13 protein-coding genes are annotated in these 15772 nt (G+C 67.8%); 11 read left to right on the top strand and 2 right to left on the bottom strand.

The window, feature by feature from the left end; translation table 11 throughout:
- The first annotated feature begins 12 nt into the window (after nucleotides 1-12).
- The 3 genes from VXM69_RS16880 to VXM69_RS16870 all read left to right on the top strand — a co-directional run bounded on the left by VXM69_RS16880 (nucleotide 13) and on the right by VXM69_RS16870 (nucleotide 2900).
- Nucleotides 13-951: a MurR/RpiR family transcriptional regulator gene (locus VXM69_RS16880; protein WP_367189935.1), complete on the top strand. Its 939-nt coding sequence runs from the start codon at nucleotides 13-15 to the stop codon at nucleotides 949-951.
- Between the two features lie 2 nt (nucleotides 952-953).
- A complete protein-coding gene (locus VXM69_RS16875) occupies nucleotides 954-2435 on the top strand; it encodes an amidohydrolase family protein (RefSeq protein ID WP_367189934.1) in 1482 nt (493 codons plus the stop codon).
- A gap of 78 nt (nucleotides 2436-2513) precedes the next feature.
- Nucleotides 2514-2900: a Rid family hydrolase gene (locus tag VXM69_RS16870; RefSeq protein WP_006751946.1), complete on the top strand. Its 387-nt coding sequence runs from the start codon at nucleotides 2514-2516 to the stop codon at nucleotides 2898-2900.
- Between the two features lie 87 nt (nucleotides 2901-2987).
- On the opposite strand, the gene queF is transcribed toward VXM69_RS16870, so the two are convergent.
- Both queF and ilvA read right to left on the bottom strand, forming a co-directional pair.
- Nucleotides 2988-3812, bottom strand: a complete 825-nt coding sequence (gene queF / locus VXM69_RS16865; RefSeq protein ID WP_049030108.1) for an NADPH-dependent 7-cyano-7-deazaguanine reductase QueF — start codon at nucleotides 3810-3812, stop codon at nucleotides 2988-2990.
- 12 nt (nucleotides 3813-3824) lie between these two features.
- Complete coding sequence (ilvA, locus tag VXM69_RS16860) at nucleotides 3825-5348, bottom strand: threonine ammonia-lyase, biosynthetic (protein WP_367189933.1); 1524 nt, start codon at nucleotides 5346-5348, stop codon at nucleotides 3825-3827.
- 576 nt (nucleotides 5349-5924) lie between these two features.
- Between ilvA and VXM69_RS16855 the strand changes: the two genes are divergently transcribed.
- From VXM69_RS16855 to VXM69_RS16820, 8 genes are all read left to right on the top strand, one after another.
- Nucleotides 5925-9950 carry a DUF3683 domain-containing protein gene (locus VXM69_RS16855; RefSeq protein WP_049030827.1) on the top strand — a complete coding sequence of 1342 codons (4026 nt, stop codon included), beginning with the start codon at nucleotides 5925-5927 and terminating at the stop codon, nucleotides 9948-9950.
- 85 nt (nucleotides 9951-10035) lie between these two features.
- The gene (locus VXM69_RS16850) at nucleotides 10036-10479 is read left to right on the top strand and encodes an HIT family protein (RefSeq protein ID WP_049030829.1); all 444 of its coding nucleotides are present in this window, start codon (nucleotides 10036-10038) and stop codon (nucleotides 10477-10479) included.
- Entirely contained in the window at nucleotides 10476-10889 is a 414-nt protein-coding gene (locus VXM69_RS16845; protein WP_034188995.1) for a DUF971 domain-containing protein, read from the top strand. Before VXM69_RS16850 ends, VXM69_RS16845 begins: the two co-directional genes overlap by 4 nt.
- A 52-nt stretch (nucleotides 10890-10941) precedes the next feature.
- Complete coding sequence (gene ubiE, locus VXM69_RS16840) at nucleotides 10942-11673, top strand: bifunctional demethylmenaquinone methyltransferase/2-methoxy-6-polyprenyl-1,4-benzoquinol methylase UbiE (RefSeq protein ID WP_049030826.1); 732 nt, start codon at nucleotides 10942-10944, stop codon at nucleotides 11671-11673.
- Between the two features lie 41 nt (nucleotides 11674-11714).
- Nucleotides 11715-12746, top strand: coding sequence for a TIM44-like domain-containing protein (locus tag VXM69_RS16835; RefSeq protein WP_059560523.1), 1032 nt, complete (start codon nucleotides 11715-11717; stop codon nucleotides 12744-12746).
- A 164-nt stretch (nucleotides 12747-12910) separates the two neighbouring features.
- Complete coding sequence (locus tag VXM69_RS16830; protein ID WP_059560521.1) at nucleotides 12911-13537, top strand: SCP2 sterol-binding domain-containing protein; 627 nt, start codon at nucleotides 12911-12913, stop codon at nucleotides 13535-13537.
- A 12-nt stretch (nucleotides 13538-13549) separates the two neighbouring features.
- Nucleotides 13550-15127, top strand: a complete 1578-nt coding sequence (gene ubiB / locus VXM69_RS16825) for a ubiquinone biosynthesis regulatory protein kinase UbiB (protein ID WP_034188999.1) — start codon at nucleotides 13550-13552, stop codon at nucleotides 15125-15127.
- A 17-nt stretch (nucleotides 15128-15144) separates the two neighbouring features.
- A complete protein-coding gene (locus VXM69_RS16820) occupies nucleotides 15145-15771 on the top strand; it encodes an SAM-dependent methyltransferase (RefSeq protein WP_367189931.1) in 627 nt (208 codons plus the stop codon).
- Nucleotide 15772: the final 1 nt, after the last annotated feature.

Here is a 15772-nt window from a genome sequence, read left to right as displayed (position 1 = left end):
CCTTATCCGCAGATGAATACGCCCGCCTCCCCGTCCGCTCCGCTCGCGGCCGAGCCTCATCCGGCTCCGGCCGCCCCGCCGGTCCTCGACATCGTCGCGCGGATCGCCGAATGCGCGCCCGAGCTGCGCGAAGCCGAGCGCAAGGTCGCCGCGTTCATCCTCGCCGATCTGGCGCGCGCCGCGCATGCGAGCATCGGCGCGCTCGCGCGCGACGCGGAGGTCAGCGTCGCGACGGTCACGCGTTTCGCGAAGGCCGTCGGCTGCCGCGACGTGCGCGAACTGAAGGTGCTCGTCGCACAGGCGGCGGCCGTCGGCCAGCGCTTCCTGGTGCCGTCCGGCGACGCGCCGGCCGACGACGCGAGCCCCGCGTCGATGGTCTACGACGAGATTCGCGTGGCGCTCGCGCACAACCACCAGCTGCTGCGCAACACGTCGTTCGACGCGGCGGCCGACCTGCTCGCCGGCGCGAAGATGACCTACGTGTACGGGCAGGGCGGCGGCTCGACCGCGCTCGCCGACGAGCTGCGCTTCCGGCTCGTGCGCTTCGGCCGGCCGGTCGCGAGCTACCAGGACAGCGTGCTGCAGCGAATGGTGGCCGCGACGCTGTCGCGCGACACCGTGGTCGTCGCGCTGTCGGTGAGCGGGCGCGTGCCCGAGCTGCTCGAGAGCTGCCGGCTCGCGAAGCGCTACGGCGCGAAGCTGATCGCGATCACCGCGCCGGCGTCGCCGCTCGCGAAGCTCGCCGACCACCTGATCCCGGTCGTCGCATTCGAAACCGATTTCATCTACAAGCCTTCGACGTCGCGCTACGCGATGATGATGGCGATCGACGTGCTCGTTACCGGCGTCGCATTGCGGCTCGGCGATGCGGGCCGGGAATCGCTGCGCCGCATCAAGCACGCGCTCGATGCGCACCGCGGCGGCGGAGACCGTCAACCGGTAGGAGACTGACCATGCATTCGCATCCCGAAGCCGCCGATACGCTGATCGTCGGCGCGCAACTGTACGACGGCACCGGCGCGCCGCCCGTCACGCGCGACGTCGCGATCCGCAACGGCCTGATCGCCGCGATCGGCAACCTGTCGAACTGGCTGGCCGAGAACGTCGTGGAGGCGAACGGCCGCGCGCTCGCGCCGGGCTTCGTCGACGTGCACACGCACGACGACACGCACGTGATCCGCGCGCCGGAGATGATCCCGAAGATCTCGCAGGGCGTGACGACCGTGATCGTCGGCAACTGCGGGATCAGCGCGTCGCCCGTGACGCTCGCGGGCGATCCGCCCGACCCGATGAACCTGCTCGGCGAGCGCGGCGCGTTCCGGTACCCGACCTTCGCCGACTACGTCGCGGCCGTGAACGAGGCGCGCCCGGCCGTGAACGTCGCGGCGCTCGTCGGTCATACGGCGCTGCGCAACAACCAGATGGACCGTCTCGACCGCGCGGCGACCGACGGCGAGATCGCCGGGATGCGCGCGCAGCTCGAGGAGGCGCTCGCGAACGGCGCGCTCGGCCTGTCGTCGGGCCTCGCGTACGGTTCCGCGTTCGCGGCGCCGGCCGAGGAAGTGATGGCGCTCGCCGAGCCGCTCGCGAAGGCCGGCGCGCTGTATACGACGCACATGCGCACCGAATTCGACGCGATCCTCGGCGCGATGGACGAGGCGTATCGCGTCGGCCGCCATGCGCAGGTGCCGGTCGTGATCTCGCACCTGAAGTGCGCGGGCCCGTCGAACTGGGGGCGCAGCACCGAAGTGCTCGCGTCGCTCGAGGGCGCGCGCCGCTACCAGCCGGTCGGCTGCGACTGCTATCCGTACAGCCGCAGCTCGTCGACGCTCGACCTGAAGCAGGTGACGGGCGATATCGACATCACGATCACGTGGTCGGAGCCGCACCCGGAAGTCGCGGGCAAGCTGCTCAAGGCGATCGCGGCCGACTGGGGCGTGACCGAGCAGGAAGCCGCGCAGCGCATCCGCCCGGCCGGCGCCGTGTACCACAACATGTCCGAGGACGACGTGCGCCGGATCCTGTCGCACCCCGCGACGATGGTCGGCTCGGACGGGCTGCCGAACGATCCGCTGCCGCATCCGCGGCTGTGGGGCGCGTTCCCGCGCGTGCTCGGCCATTACGTGCGCGACACGAACCTGCTGCCGCTCGAGGAGGCGATCCGCAAGATGACGTCGCTGTCCGCGCGCCGCTACGGGATCGCGAAGCGCGGCGAGGTGCATGTCGGCTACCACGCCGATCTCGTGCTGTTCGACCCGGCGCGCGTGATCGACGCCGCGACGTTCGAGAAGCCGCAGCAGCCCGCGCACGGGATCGATGCCGTGTGGGTGAACGGCGTGCTGACTCACGAAAACGGCCAGCCGACCGGCGAGCGCGCCGGCGGGTTCGTCGCGCGCGGCGAGCGCGTGGCGGCGAGTGCCGACGCCGCGTTCTGAGCGCGGCGGCCGTTCCGATCTTCCGCGCGTGCCGCAGCCGGCGCGCGCATCCGCAACCGAGATGTGAGGAGTGAAACGATGAAGCGATATGGCGTGGGCGAAGCGAAGGGGACCGGCGGCCAGGTGATGCCGTTCGCGCGTGCGGTCGAGGCCGACGGCTGGCTGTATGTGTCCGGCCAGACGCCGATGGTGAACGGCGAGGTCGTCGAGGGCGGCATCGTCACGCAGTCGAAGCAGACGATCGAGAACGTGATCGCGATCCTGAAGGAAGCCGGCTACGGCCTCGAGCACGTCGTGCGCTGCGGCGTGTGGCTCGACGACGCGCGCGATTTCGCGTCGTTCAACAAGGTGTTCGTGTCGTACTTCGGCGAGCATCCGCCGGCACGCGCGTGCGTGCAGTCGAGCATGGTCATCGACTGCAAGGTCGAGGTCGACTGCATCGCGTACAAGGCGCCGGCGAAGTAACGCGGCTGCGCTTTCCGCGCACGGTAAACAGCCCGGTCGGTGGAAGCCGACCGGGCTGTCTCGTCTGGCGCCCGCCGCGGGCCGTCCTTACTGCCGCGCCGTGCGCGCGTTGTCCGGCATCGGCTGGTTGTAGTTGGTGCGGAACGGGTTGATGTCGAGCCCGCCGCGCCGCGTATAGCGCGCGTACACCGCGAGCTTCACCGGTTTGCACGCGTGCATGATGTCGAGGAAGATCCGCTCGACGCACTGCTCGTGAAAGCCCGTGTGATTGCGGAACGAGATGATGTAGCGCAGCAGGCCCGCGTGGTCGATCTGCGGCCCGACGTAGTGGATCTGCACGCTGCCCCAGTCGGGCTGGCCCGTGACCGGGCAGTTCGAGCGCAGCAGGTCGGACACGAGCGTCTCCTCGACCGGCGCTTCGTCCTCGGCGGCCGACAGCAGCGACGGATCGGGTTCGTAGATGTCGGTGTCGAGGTCGAGGCGGTCGAGCGACAGCCCGTCGAGCTCGTCCATCTCGAGCTTGCCGAAATCGTGCGCCGACACCAGCTGCACCGACACGGTCGCGCCGCACGCGGCCGATACGTCGCGCTTCAGCACGTCGCGCACCGCGTCGATCGAGTCGAATTTCGACTGCGCGAACGAGCCGAGATACAGCTTGAACGACTTCGATTCGACGATGTTCGGCGATTCGGCCGGCACGTAGAACGTCGCGACCGCGACCTGCGGCTTGCCGCGCGCGTTGAGCCACGACAGCTCGTACGCGTTCCAGATGTCGGTGCCGAAGAACGGCAGCGCCGACGTGATGCCCAGCTGCTCGCGCGCGCCGGCGCGCGGGATCGGGAACAGCAGCGACGCGTCGTACTGCGCCGCGTAGACGGTGGCCTTGCCGAGCGGGGAATGTTCGGGGTTCATCGTGTGACGCCTTTACGACAGGAAGAGGCGGTAAGCCGGGTTGGCGCTCTCTTCGACATACGGATAGCCGAGTGCCGCGAGGAAGCGTTCGAATTCGGCGCGATCGGCCTGCGGCACCTGCAGCCCGACGAGGATCGAGCTGTAGTCCGCGCCCTGGTTGCGGTAGTGGAACAGGCTGATGTTCCAGTCCGGCGCCATCGACGACAGGAACTTCATCAGCGCGCCCGGCCGCTCGGGGAATTCGAAGCGGAACAGGCGTTCGTCGAGCGCGAGCGGCGAGCGGCCGCCGACCATGTAGCGGATGTGTTCCTTCGACAGTTCGTCGTGCGTCAGGTCGACGCTCTTGAAGCCGTGCGACTCGAAGTTCGCGGCGATCTCCGCCGATTCGCCGCGGCGCTTGATCTGCACGCCGACGAAGATGTGCGCGGATTGCGCATCGGCGATCCGGTAGTTGAACTCGGTGACGTTGCGGTCGCCGACGAGCGAACAGAAGCGCTTGAAGCTGCCGCGCTCCTCGGGGATCGTGACCGCGAACACGGCTTCGCGCGCCTCGCCGACCTCCGCGCGCTCGGCGACGAAGCGCATCCGGTCGAAGTTCATGTTCGCGCCGGAGGTGACCGCGACGAGCGTCTGGTTCTCGACGCCTTCGCGTTCCGCGTACAGCTTCGCGCCGGCCACCGCGAGCGCGCCGGACGGTTCGAGCACGCTGCGCGTGTCCTGGAACACGTCCTTGATCGCCGCGCACAGCGCGTCGGTGTTGACCGTCACGACGCCGTCGAGGAATGCGCGGCACAGCCGGAAGGTTTCCTCGCCGACGAGCTTCACCGCGGTGCCGTCGGCGAACAGGCCGACCTCGCTGAGCTCGATGCGCTCGCCGGCGTCCAGCGACTGCGCCATCGCGCACGAATCCTCGGCCTGCACGCCGATGACCTTGATCTCCGGGCGCACGGCCTTCACGTACGCGGCGACGCCGGACGCGAGCCCGCCGCCGCCGATCGGCACGAAGATCGCGTGGATCGGGCCCTGGTGCTGGCGCAGGATCTCCATCGCGATGGTGCCCTGGCCGGCGATCACGTACGGATCGTCGAACGGGTGGACGAACGTGAGATCGCGTTCCTGCTGCACCTTGACCGCGTGCGCATAGGCATCGCTGTACGATTCGCCCGCCTGGATCACCTCGACGCTCGGGCCGCCGTGCGCGCGCACGGCATCGACCTTCACCTGCGGGGTCGTGACCGGCACGACGATCACGGCCTTGATGCCCATCCGGGCCGCCGAGAACGCGACGCCCTGCGCGTGGTTGCCGGCCGACGCCGTAATCACGCCGCGCGCGAGCGCGTCCGCCGGAATGTGCGCCATCTTGTTGTACGCGCCGCGCAGCTTGAACGAGAACACCGGCTGGTTGTCCTCGCGCTTCAGGTAAACGGCATTGCGCAGCCGGGCCGACAGGTTGCGGGCGGGTTCGAGTTCCGTCTCGATCGCGACGTCGTAGACGCGCGCGGTGAGGATTTTCTTCAGGTAATCGTGGGATGCCATGGACGCTCGCGTGCAGTGCGGATGCAGACGGTAAAGGATCAATGATAGCGCCAAGGGTCCGCCCGCATGCAAGCGGCATGCCGGGCGGGCGGCCGCGAAGGGGGGGCGGGCCGGGCGTTCGCGGCGCCGGGCGCGCCTTTTCTGCCGGCTTAACCGCACGGTTACCGACCGGACGGACGGCGAATGATCGAGCCAAACCGTGCCGAGCCCCGTCCGGTGCGGCTCGCGGCGATAGCCCCACGACCTGTCCGGCGTGCCACGGACGGGCCGATCATGGGTTAGAATTCCGTTTTGAATCAAGGATCGGAAGATGCAGAGGCACCCTCGGATCGCACCGTTGAAGCCGACGCCGCGCGCAGCCAGCCCCGCGGCCGAACGGCATGCGCGCCGCGCGCGATCGTGCTGATCGTTCCGAGTGCCGCCAGGCCCTGTCGCCGGCCAGGAGGGGCGAACCGCCCGCTCCGGCCCCATGAAGGACAGCCGCGCGCCTGGTAACAGAACAGATTTCCCCAAGATTGCGCCCACGCGCTTGCCGACGCCCGTGCACGGTGTATCGGCCCTCCGAGTCGTCCGAACATGAACGCACCACAAGTTTTCGATCCGCATGGCGCGGCCGCCGCCGTCGCCGCCGACCCCGCGCCCCGCTTGCGCGAGATTCCCTATAACTACACGTCCTTCTCGGATCGCGAGATCGTGATCCGCCTGCTCGGCGAAGAGGCGTGGTCGGTGCTCGACGAACTGCGTGCCGAGCGCCGCACGGGCCGCTCGGCACGGATGCTGTACGAAGTGCTCGGCGACATCTGGGTCGTGCGCCGCAACCCGTACCTGCAGGACGACCTGCTCGACAATCCGAAGCGCCGCGCGCTGCTGATCGAGGCGCTGAACCACCGCCTGACCGAGATCGGCAAGCGCCGCAGCGCGGATCTCACCGAGCACCGCGACGAGGCGGGCCGCGAGCGCGCATCGCGCGTCGAGATGCTCGAAACCGCCGCGCAGCGGGCGGTCAACGAGTTCGCCGACGAATTCGAGAAGATGGCCGACCTGCGCCGCCGCGCGACCAAGGCGCTCGGCCGCTGCACGGAGAAGGACAATATCCGCTTCGACGGGCTGTCGCGCGTGTCGCACGTGACCGACGCGACCGACTGGCGCGTCGAATACCCGTTCGTCGTGCTGACGCCCGATACCGAGGCCGAGATCGCGGCACTGATCAAGGCCTGCTTCGAGCTCGGCCTGACCGTGATCCCGCGCGGCGGCGGCACCGGCTACACGGGCGGCGCGGTGCCGCTCACGCCGTTCTCGGCCGTCATCAATACCGAAAAGCTCGAACAGCTCGGCGCGGTCGAGCTGACCGAACTGCCGGGCGTCGCGCACAAGGTGCCGACGATCTTCTCCGGCGCGGGCGTCGTCACGCGCCGCGTGACCGAGGCGGCCGAGGCGGCCGGCTACGTGTTCGCGGTCGATCCGACGTCGCTCGATGCGTCGTGCATCGGCGGCAACGTCGCGATGAACGCGGGCGGCAAGAAAGCCGTGCTGTGGGGCACCGCGCTCGACAACCTGGCCTGGTGGCGGATGGTCGACCCGGACGGCAACTGGCTCGAAGTCACGCGCCACGAGCACAACCAGGGCAAGATCCACGACATCGCGGTCGCGCGCTTCGAGCTGAAGTGGTTCGACGGCGCGTACGCGCCGGGCGAGAAGCTGCTCAAGACCGAAATGCTCGAGATCGAGGGCCGCCGGTTCCGCAAGGAAGGGCTCGGCAAGGACGTGACCGACAAGTTCCTCGCCGGCCTGCCGGGCGTGCAGAAGGAAGGCTGCGACGGGCTCATCACGTCCGCGCGCTGGGTGCTGCACAAGATGCCCGCGCACACGCGCACCGTCTGCCTCGAGTTCTTCGGCCAGGCGCGCGAGGCGATCCCGAGCATCGTCGAGATCAAGGACTACCTGTTCGAAACGTCGAAGCAGGGCGGTGCGATCCTCGCGGGCCTCGAGCACCTCGACGAGCGCTACCTGCGCGCGGTCGGCTACGCGACCAAGAGCAAGCGCAACGCGTTCCCGAAGATGGTGCTGATCGGCGACATCGTCGGCGATGACGCCGACGCCGTGGCGCACGCGACGTCCGAAGTGATCCGGATGGCGAACGGCAAGAGCGGCGAAGGCTTCGTCGCGATCAGCGCGGAGGCGCGCAAGCGCTTCTGGCTCGACCGCAGCCGCACGGCCGCGATCGCGAAGCACACCAACGCGTTCAAGATCAACGAAGACGTCGTGATCCCGCTGAACCGGATGGGCGAGTACACCGACGGCATCGAGCGGATCAACATCGAGCTGTCGCTGAAGAACAAGCTGCAACTCGTCGACGCGCTCGAGACGTTCTTCCGCGGCGGCAACCTGCCGCTCGGCAAGACCGACGACGCGAACGAGATCCCGAGCGCGGAGCTGCTGGAAGACCGCGTGCAGCAGGCGCTGGAGCTGCTCAAGCGCGTGCGCGCGCGCTGGGAATTCGTGCGCGACCGGCTCGACCAGCCGCTGCGCGAGGCGCAGCACTACCTCGTGCAGCTCGGCTACGAGGCGCTTGCCGAGAAGTTCGCGGATCGCGCGGACGAACAGCCGGGCGCGACCGTGTTCCACGTCACGCAGGACCGCACGGTCCGCATCTCGTGGAAGCAGGAGATCCGCGCGGAACTGCGCGCGATCTTCAACGGCGGCGCGTTCAAGCAGATCCTCGACGAGGCGCAGGCGATCCACAAGCGCGTGCTGCGCGGCCGCGTGTTCGTCGCGCTGCACATGCACGCGGGCGACGGCAACGTCCACACGAACCTCCCGGTCAACTCCGACAACTACGAGATGCTGCAGGACGCGCACGCGGCGGTCGCGCGCATCATGAAGCTCGCGCGCTCGCTCGACGGCGTGATCTCCGGCGAGCACGGAATCGGCATCACGAAGCTCGAGTTCCTGACCGACGACGAGATCGCCGAATTCCGCGCATACAAGCAGCGCGTCGACCCGAACGGCCGCTTCAACAAGGGCAAGCTGCTCGACGGCGCCGACCTGCGCAACGCGTACACGCCCAGCTTCGGGCTGATGGGCTACGAATCGCTGATCATGCAGCAGTCCGACATCGGCGCGATCGCCGATTCGGTGAAGGACTGCCTGCGCTGCGGCAAGTGCAAGCCGGTGTGCGCGACCCACGTGCCGCGCGCGAACCTGCTGTACAGCCCGCGCAACAAGATCCTCGCGACGTCGCTGCTGGTCGAGGCATTCCTGTACGAGGAGCAGACGCGCCGCGGCGTGTCGATCAAGCACTGGGACGAGTTCAACGACGTGGCCGACCACTGCACGGTGTGCCACAAGTGCGCGACGCCGTGCCCGGTGAAGATCGACTTCGGCGACGTCACGATGAACATGCGCAACCTGTTGCGCAAGATGGGCAAGAAGAAGTTCAACGCCGGCAACGCGGCGGGCATGTTCTTCCTGAACGCGACCAATCCGCAGACGATCAACGCCGCGCGCACCGTGATGATGGGCGTCGGCTACAAGGTGCAGCGCTTCGCGAACGACATGCTGAAGAAGGTCGTGACGAAGCAGACGCAGCACCCGCCCGCGACGACCGGCAAGCCGCCCGTCGTCGAGCAGGTGATCCACTTCGTCAACAAGAAGATGCCGGGCAACCTGCCGAAGAAGACGGCGCGCGCGCTGCTCGACATCGAGGACAACAAGATCGTGCCGATCATCCGCAACCCGAAGTCGACGACCGTCGATTCGGAAGCGGTGTTCTACTTCCCGGGCTGCGGCTCCGAGCGCTTGTTCTCGCAGGTCGGCCTCGCGACGCAGGCGATGCTGTGGGAAGCGGGCGTGCAGACGGTGCTGCCGCCGGGCTACCTGTGCTGCGGTTATCCGCAGCGCGGCTCGGGCCAGTACGACAAGGCCGAGAAGATCGTCACCGACAACCGCGTGCTGTTCCACCGGGTCGCGAACACGCTGAACTACCTCGACATCAAGACGGTCGTCGTGTCGTGCGGCACCTGCTACGACCAGCTTGCCGGGTATGAATTCGACAAGATTTTCCCGGGCTGCCGGATCATCGACATCCACGAATTCCTGCTCGAGAAGGGGATGAAGCTCGACGGCGTGTCGGGTACGCGTTACATGTATCACGACCCGTGCCACACGCCGATCAAGACGATGGACCCGGTGAAGCTCGTCAACGAGCTGATGGGCTCGGAGAAGGACGGCTACAGGATCGAGAAGAACGACCGTTGCTGCGGCGAATCGGGCACGCTCGCGGTCACGCGCCCGGACGTGTCGACGCAGGTGCGCTTCCGCAAGGAAGAGGAGATCCGCAAGGGCGCCGCGAAGCTGCGTGCGATTCCCGTGGTGGCCGGCGCTGCGCCGGCGCCGGCCGCCGCGGCCGCGAACGGGCCGGACGTGAAGATCCTGACGAGCTGCCCGTCGTGCCTGCAGGGCCTGTCGCGCTACAGCGAGGACGCGAATCTCGAGGCCGACTACATCGTGGTCGAAATCGCGCGCCAGGTGCTCGGCGAGAACTGGATGGCCGATTATGTCGCACGTGCGAACAATGGCGGGATCGAGCGCGTGCTGGTCTAATGCGGGCATGACGACCGCCCGACCGGGCCGGAAATGAGCGGGCGCCGGCGCAGTCATGCCGGCGCCTGTCCACATGGGAGCGACGATGGAATGCGTGTTTTGCCGTGAAGACGGCGGCGAGGTGCTCTGGCAGGACGACGTGCTGCGCGTCGTCCTCGCGACGGGCGAGCACGACTATCCGGGCTTCTGCCGGGTGATCTGGGGCACGCACGTGGCCGAGTTCTCCGATCTCGGCGAGCCCGAGCGGGCACATCTGATGCGCGTGGTCTATGCGGTCGAACGGGCCGTGCGCCGCGTGATGCAGCCGAACAAGGTGAATCTCGCGAGCCTCGGCAACATGGTGCCGCACGTGCACTGGCACGTGATCCCGCGCTTTTCCAACGACGCCCATTTCCCGCAGCCCGTCTGGGCGCCGCGCCAGCGCAGCGTGTCCGAGGCGCTGTTGCGTACGCGCGCCGCGCAGGCCTCGCTGCTGCACAATGCGGTGCGCGAGGAAATTCAACGCATGACCGATTCGAGGCAGCCATGAGCGGTTTGACTTCCACGACGCCGATTCCGTCCGGCGTCGTCGTGCACGCGGTATCGCGCGTGCTCGAATTGCAGTACCCGAACGGCGACAGCTACCGGATTCCGTTCGAGCTGATGCGCGTCTATTCGCCGTCGGCCGAGGTGCGCGGCCACGGGCCCGGCCAGGAGACGCTGCAGACCGGCAAGCGCGAGGTGACGATCACGGCGCTCGAGGGCGTCGGCAACTACGCGCTGCAGCCGACGTTCTCCGACGGCCATTCGACCGGCATCTACTCGTGGGACCTGCTGTACGAGCTGGCGACGCAGCAGGACGCGCTGTGGCGCGACTATTTCGACAAACTGAAGGCGGCAGGCGTCGAGCGCGACGCTCCGATGCAGGCGGCCTCCGCGTCGCACGGCCACTGCCACTGAAATCGACGGCGCCCGCTCGGCGCCGTCCTGCCATTTACTGAGGATCAACGCGATGAGCAAAACCCACTTCGGCTTCGAAAGCGTCGAGGAAAACGAAAAAGCGAAGAAAGTGGCGGGCGTGTTCCATTCGGTCGCGAGCAACTACGATCTGATGAACGACCTGATGTCGGCGGGCATGCACCGCGCGTGGAAGGCGTTCACGATCGCGCAGGCGAACGTGCGCCCCGGTTTCAAGGTGCTCGACATCGCGGCCGGCACCGGCGACCTGACGAAGTCGTTCAAGAAGGCGGCCGGCCCGACGGGCGAGGTGTGGCATACGGACATCAACGAATCGATGCTGCGCGTCGGCCGCGACCGGCTGCTCGACAAGGGGATCGTGACGCCGTCGCTGTTGTGCGACGCGGAGAAAATCCCCTTTCCGGACAACTACTTCGATGTGGTCACGGTTGCATTCGGGCTGCGCAACATGACGCACAAGGACGTCGCGCTGGCGGAGATGCGTCGCGTGACGAAGCCCGGCGGCCGCGTGATGGTGCTGGAATTCTCGAAAGTCTGGGATCCGCTGAAAAAAGCGTACGATCTGTATTCTTTCAAAGTATTACCGTGGCTTGGCGACAAGTTCGCGAAAGATGCTGAAAGTTACCGGTATCTTGCTGAATCTATCCGGATGCACCCCGATCAGGACACGCTGAAGACGATGATGGAACAAGCGGGCCTCGATGCCGTCAAATATTACAATTTGTCAGGTGGCGTGGTAGCTTTACACCTAGGAACCAAGTACTAAGGGGTTCTTTCCATACATTCGCCTTACATCTGGAGAAGCTGATGTCCGAAACGCGTCCGTTGTTCAACCGTAGCAAGCCGTCGAAGCCGTGGGCTCGACGGGTCGGCACGCTGCTGATGGTCGGCCTGCTCACGGCCGGCACGTTCGCATCGCTCGACGCTGAAGCCAAGCGCATGGGCGGCGGGCGCAGCATCGGCCGCCAGAACTCCACCGTCACGCAGCGCCAGGCCACGCCGCCCGCGCAGCAGCCGATGCAGCAGGCCGCGCCGTCGCAGGCGCAGCGTGCGAACCCGGCGGCGCCCACGCCGGCCGCGCAGCCCAACCGCTCGCGCTGGCTCGGGCCGATCGCCGGCCTCGCGGCCGGTCTCGGCATCGCGGCGCTGCTGTCGCACTTCGGCCTCGGCGGCGCGTTCGCGAGCATGATGGCGAACGTCATCGTGATCGCGCTGCTCGCGGCGATCGGCATCTGGCTGATCCGCAAGTTCATGAACCGCCGTCGCCCGCAGGAGCCGGCGTACTCGGTCGGCGGTTCGGCGTCGGCGTCGGGCGGCTACTCGCAAAGCCCGTCGTTCCAGCAGGGCAATGCCGGCGGCAGCTACGCGGGCAGCGGCAGCAGCTATGCGAACGAAGCGCAGGGCGTGTTCGGCGGCGGCGCGGCGGCCGCCGGCGCGGCAGCGGCTGCGGCGGCGCCGCTCCAGGTGCCGGCCGGTTTCGATACCGAAGCGTTCCTGCGCAGCGCGAAGGTCTACTTCGTGCGCCTGCAGGCGGCGTGGGACCAGGGCAACCTGGCCGACATCCGCGAGTTCACGACGCCCGAAATGTTCGCGGAGATCAAGATCGACCTCGATTCGCGCGGTAACGAGGCGAACCAGACCGACGTCGTGCAGCTCGACGCGGAGCTGGTCGCGATCGAGGATCGCGGCATCGAGCAGTCGGCGAGCGTGCGCTTCCACGGCCTGATCCGCGAATCGGCGAGCGCGTCGGCCGCCCCGTTCGACGAGGTGTGGAACCTGTCGAAGTCGGGCAGCCAGGGCTGGCTGCTCGCGGGTATCCAGCAGATCAACACGCACTGAGCGTGACCGGCGGCCCGCGCCGCCGGGCACCCGGGCGACGGCCGCCGCACTGCGACCGCTTGCCGCCCGGGTGTACGGTCGGGCACGGTCTGCCGACGATCCGACGTTACAATAGAAACCCGCGTGGGCGCCCGGCCTGCGCGGGTTTTTTCTTTCCCAGCCCGATGACCTTTGCCGCCAAGCCTTTTGCTGCTGCCGTCAATCACCTGCTCGCGCGCGAATCATGGGCGCGCGATCGCCTGATTCCCTATGCGGGCAAGACTGCCCGGATCGACGTGCCTCCCGTCACGCTCACGCTGCTGGTGCAGCCCGACGGTTATCTGTCGGCCGTCGACGCGCACGATGCGCAACAGGTCGACGTGTCGATCGCGCTCGCGGGCGACACCGTCGCCGCGTTCCTGCAGGGCGGCCAGGCGGCCGTGATGAAGCACGTGAAGATCGAGGGCGACGCGGAGTTCGCGACGCAGATCGCGAAGCTGGCCGAGCACCTGCGCTGGGAACCTGAAGAAGATCTCGCGAAGCTGGTCGGCGACGCGGCGGCATACCGGATCGCGACGGTCGTGCGCGATGCCGGCGCCCGCGCGCGACGCACCGGCCGCAACGTGCTCGAATCCGTCGCCGAATACTGGCTCGACGAAAACCCGCAAGTCGTCCGGCGCGCGTCGCTCGGCGGCTTCGACGCCGATCTGGCGCGCGCACGCGATGCGCTCGCGCGGGTCGAAAAGCGGGTCGAGCGACTCGAACAAAAAATCGGCGCGCGCACGGGCCCAGGCCCGCGCGGCGCGCACTGAGGGCCGCAGGGCATGCGCATTTTCCGTTTCATCAAGATTGTCTACACCGTCATCCGCTTTGGCCTCGACGAAGTGATGCTGTCCCGGATCGACGACCGGCGCGTGAAGCTGCTGCTGCGGATCACGACGATCGGCCGCCGCTATTCCGATCCGCCCGCCGTGCGGCTGCGTCACGCGCTCGAGAGCCTCGGCCCGATCTTCGTGAAGTTCGGTCAGGTGCTGTCGACGCGCCGCGACCTGCTGTCGGTCGATTTCGCGAACGAACTCGCGAAGCTGCAGGACCAGGTACCGCCGTTCGATTCGGCCGTCGCGATCGCGATCATCGAGAAGTCGCTCGGGGCGCCGGTCGACGAGCTGTTCGACGAATTCGAGCGCGAGCCGATCGCGAGCGCGTCGATCGCGCAGGTGCATTTCGCGAAGCTGAAGCAGGGCGTGCACGCGGGCAAGGCCGTCGCGGTGAAGGTGCTGCGCCCGAACATGCTGCCGGTGATCGATTCCGACCTCGCGCTGATGCGCGACATCGCGACATGGACCGAGCGCATGTGGGCCGACGGCCGCCGCCTGAAGCCGCGCGAGGTCGTCGCCGAATTCGACAAGTACCTGCACGACGAGCTCGACCTGATGCGCGAGGCCGCGAACGGCAGCCAGCTGCGCCGCAACTTCGCGGGCCTCGACCTGCTGCTCGTGCCCGAGATGTTCTGGGATTTCTCGACGTCGCAGGTGCTCGTGATGGAGCGCATGACCGGCGTGCCGATCAGCCAGGTCGAGACGCTGCGCTCGGCCGGCGTCGACATCAAGAAGCTCGCGCGCGAAGGCGTCGAGATCTTCTTCACGCAGGTGTTCCGCGACGGCTTCTTCCATGCGGACATGCACCCCGGCAACATCCAGGTGAGCCTCGACCCGAACACGTTCGGCCGCTATATCGCGCTCGATTTCGGGATCGTCGGCGCGCTGTCCGATTTCGACAAGAATTACCTCGCGCAGAACTTCCTCGCGTTCTTCAAGCGCGACTATCACCGCGTCGCGACGCTGCACCTCGAATCGGGCTGGGTGCCGCCCGAGACGCGTGTCGAGGAGCTCGAAAGCGCGATCCGCGCGGTGTGCGAGCCGTATTTCGACCGTGCGCTGAAGGACATCTCGCTCGGCCAGGTGCTGATGCGCCTGTTCTCGACGTCGCGCCGCTTCAACGTCGAGATCCAGCCTCAGCTCGTGCTGCTGCAGAAGACGATGCTGAACGTCGAAGGGCTCGGCCGCTCGCTCGACCCGGAACTCGACCTGTGGAAGACCGCGAAACCGTACCTCGAGCGCTGGATGACCGAGCAGATCGGCCTGCGCGGCTGGTATGAGCGTTTCAAGGTCGAGGCGCCGCAGTGGAGCAAGACGCTGCCGCAACTGCCGCGGCTGATCCATCACGCGATGGCGGCGCGTCACGACGCACCCCGCGCCGCCAGCGAGGAACTGATGCGCCAGATCCTCGTCGAGCAGAAACGGACCAACCGGCTGCTGCAGGCGCTGCTGATCTTCGGCCTGTCGGTCGGTGTCGGGGCGCTGGTCGCGCGGGTGCTGTTCGCGCTCGCATACGGCGCCTGACCGAAAGGAGCACCGCGATGTCCGATCCGAAGCAACCGCCTGTCCCGACCGCCGCCGAGTTCGCGACGCGCGACCCCGGCCACGCGTCGTTCTGGGACGAGCGCTTCGAGCGCGGCGTGACGCCGTGGGAATTCGGCGGCGTGCCCGGCGGCTTTCGCGCGTTCGCGCACCGGCTCGAGCCGTGCACGGTGCTGATTCCCGGCTGCGGCAGCGCGCAGGAGGCGGGGTGGCTCGCGCAGGCCGGCTGGCCGGTGCGCGCGATCGATTTCGCCGCGCAGGCGGTGGCCGCCGCGAAGGCGCAGCTCGGCGCGCATGCGGACGTCGTCGAGCAGGCCGATTTCTTTACGTACCGGCCGCCGTTCGACGTGCAGTGGGTGTACGAGCGCGCGTTCCTGTGCGCGTTGCCGCCGGCCATGCGCGCCGACTATGCGGCACGCATGGCCGAGCTGCTGCCCGTGGACGGCTTGCTGGCCGGCTATTTCTTCGTGACGGCGAAGCCGAAGGGGCCGCCGTTCGGGATCGAGCGCGCGGAACTCGACGCGTTGCTCACGCCGTACTTCGAGCTGATCGAGGATTTGCCCGTGACCGATTCGCTGGCCGTGTTCGAAGGACACGAGCGCTGGCTCACGTGGCGCCGCCGCTGAT

Origin of the sequence: Burkholderia sp. Ed8 (genome assembly GCF_040761425.1) — a bacterium.
Classification (GTDB): domain Bacteria; phylum Pseudomonadota; class Gammaproteobacteria; order Burkholderiales; family Burkholderiaceae; genus Burkholderia; species Burkholderia seminalis.
The sequence above is the reverse complement of the archived record's forward strand: the minus strand, read 5'-3'. Positions and strand labels throughout refer to the sequence as shown.

Excerpts from the sequence above, each read along its gene's own strand:
- VXM69_RS16880 (WP_367189935.1), top strand. The coding sequence starts at position 13 with ATGAATACGCCCGCCTCCCCGTCCGCTCCGCTCGCGGCCGAGCCTCAT.
- VXM69_RS16875 (WP_367189934.1), top strand. The coding sequence starts at position 954 with ATGCATTCGCATCCCGAAGCCGCCGATACGCTGATCGTCGGCGCGCAA.
- VXM69_RS16870 (WP_006751946.1), top strand. The coding sequence starts at position 2,514 with ATGAAGCGATATGGCGTGGGCGAAGCGAAGGGGACCGGCGGCCAGGTG.
- queF (WP_049030108.1), bottom strand. The coding sequence starts at position 3,812 with ATGAACCCCGAACATTCCCCGCTCGGCAAGGCCACCGTCTACGCGGCG.
- ilvA (WP_367189933.1), bottom strand. The coding sequence starts at position 5,348 with ATGGCATCCCACGATTACCTGAAGAAAATCCTCACCGCGCGCGTCTAC.
- VXM69_RS16855 (WP_049030827.1), top strand. The coding sequence starts at position 5,925 with ATGAACGCACCACAAGTTTTCGATCCGCATGGCGCGGCCGCCGCCGTC.
- VXM69_RS16850 (WP_049030829.1), top strand. The coding sequence starts at position 10,036 with ATGGAATGCGTGTTTTGCCGTGAAGACGGCGGCGAGGTGCTCTGGCAG.
- VXM69_RS16845 (WP_034188995.1), top strand. The coding sequence starts at position 10,476 with ATGAGCGGTTTGACTTCCACGACGCCGATTCCGTCCGGCGTCGTCGTG.
- ubiE (WP_049030826.1), top strand. The coding sequence starts at position 10,942 with ATGAGCAAAACCCACTTCGGCTTCGAAAGCGTCGAGGAAAACGAAAAA.
- VXM69_RS16835 (WP_059560523.1), top strand. The coding sequence starts at position 11,715 with ATGTCCGAAACGCGTCCGTTGTTCAACCGTAGCAAGCCGTCGAAGCCG.
- VXM69_RS16830 (WP_059560521.1), top strand. The coding sequence starts at position 12,911 with ATGACCTTTGCCGCCAAGCCTTTTGCTGCTGCCGTCAATCACCTGCTC.
- ubiB (WP_034188999.1), top strand. The coding sequence starts at position 13,550 with ATGCGCATTTTCCGTTTCATCAAGATTGTCTACACCGTCATCCGCTTT.
- VXM69_RS16820 (WP_367189931.1), top strand. The coding sequence starts at position 15,145 with ATGTCCGATCCGAAGCAACCGCCTGTCCCGACCGCCGCCGAGTTCGCG.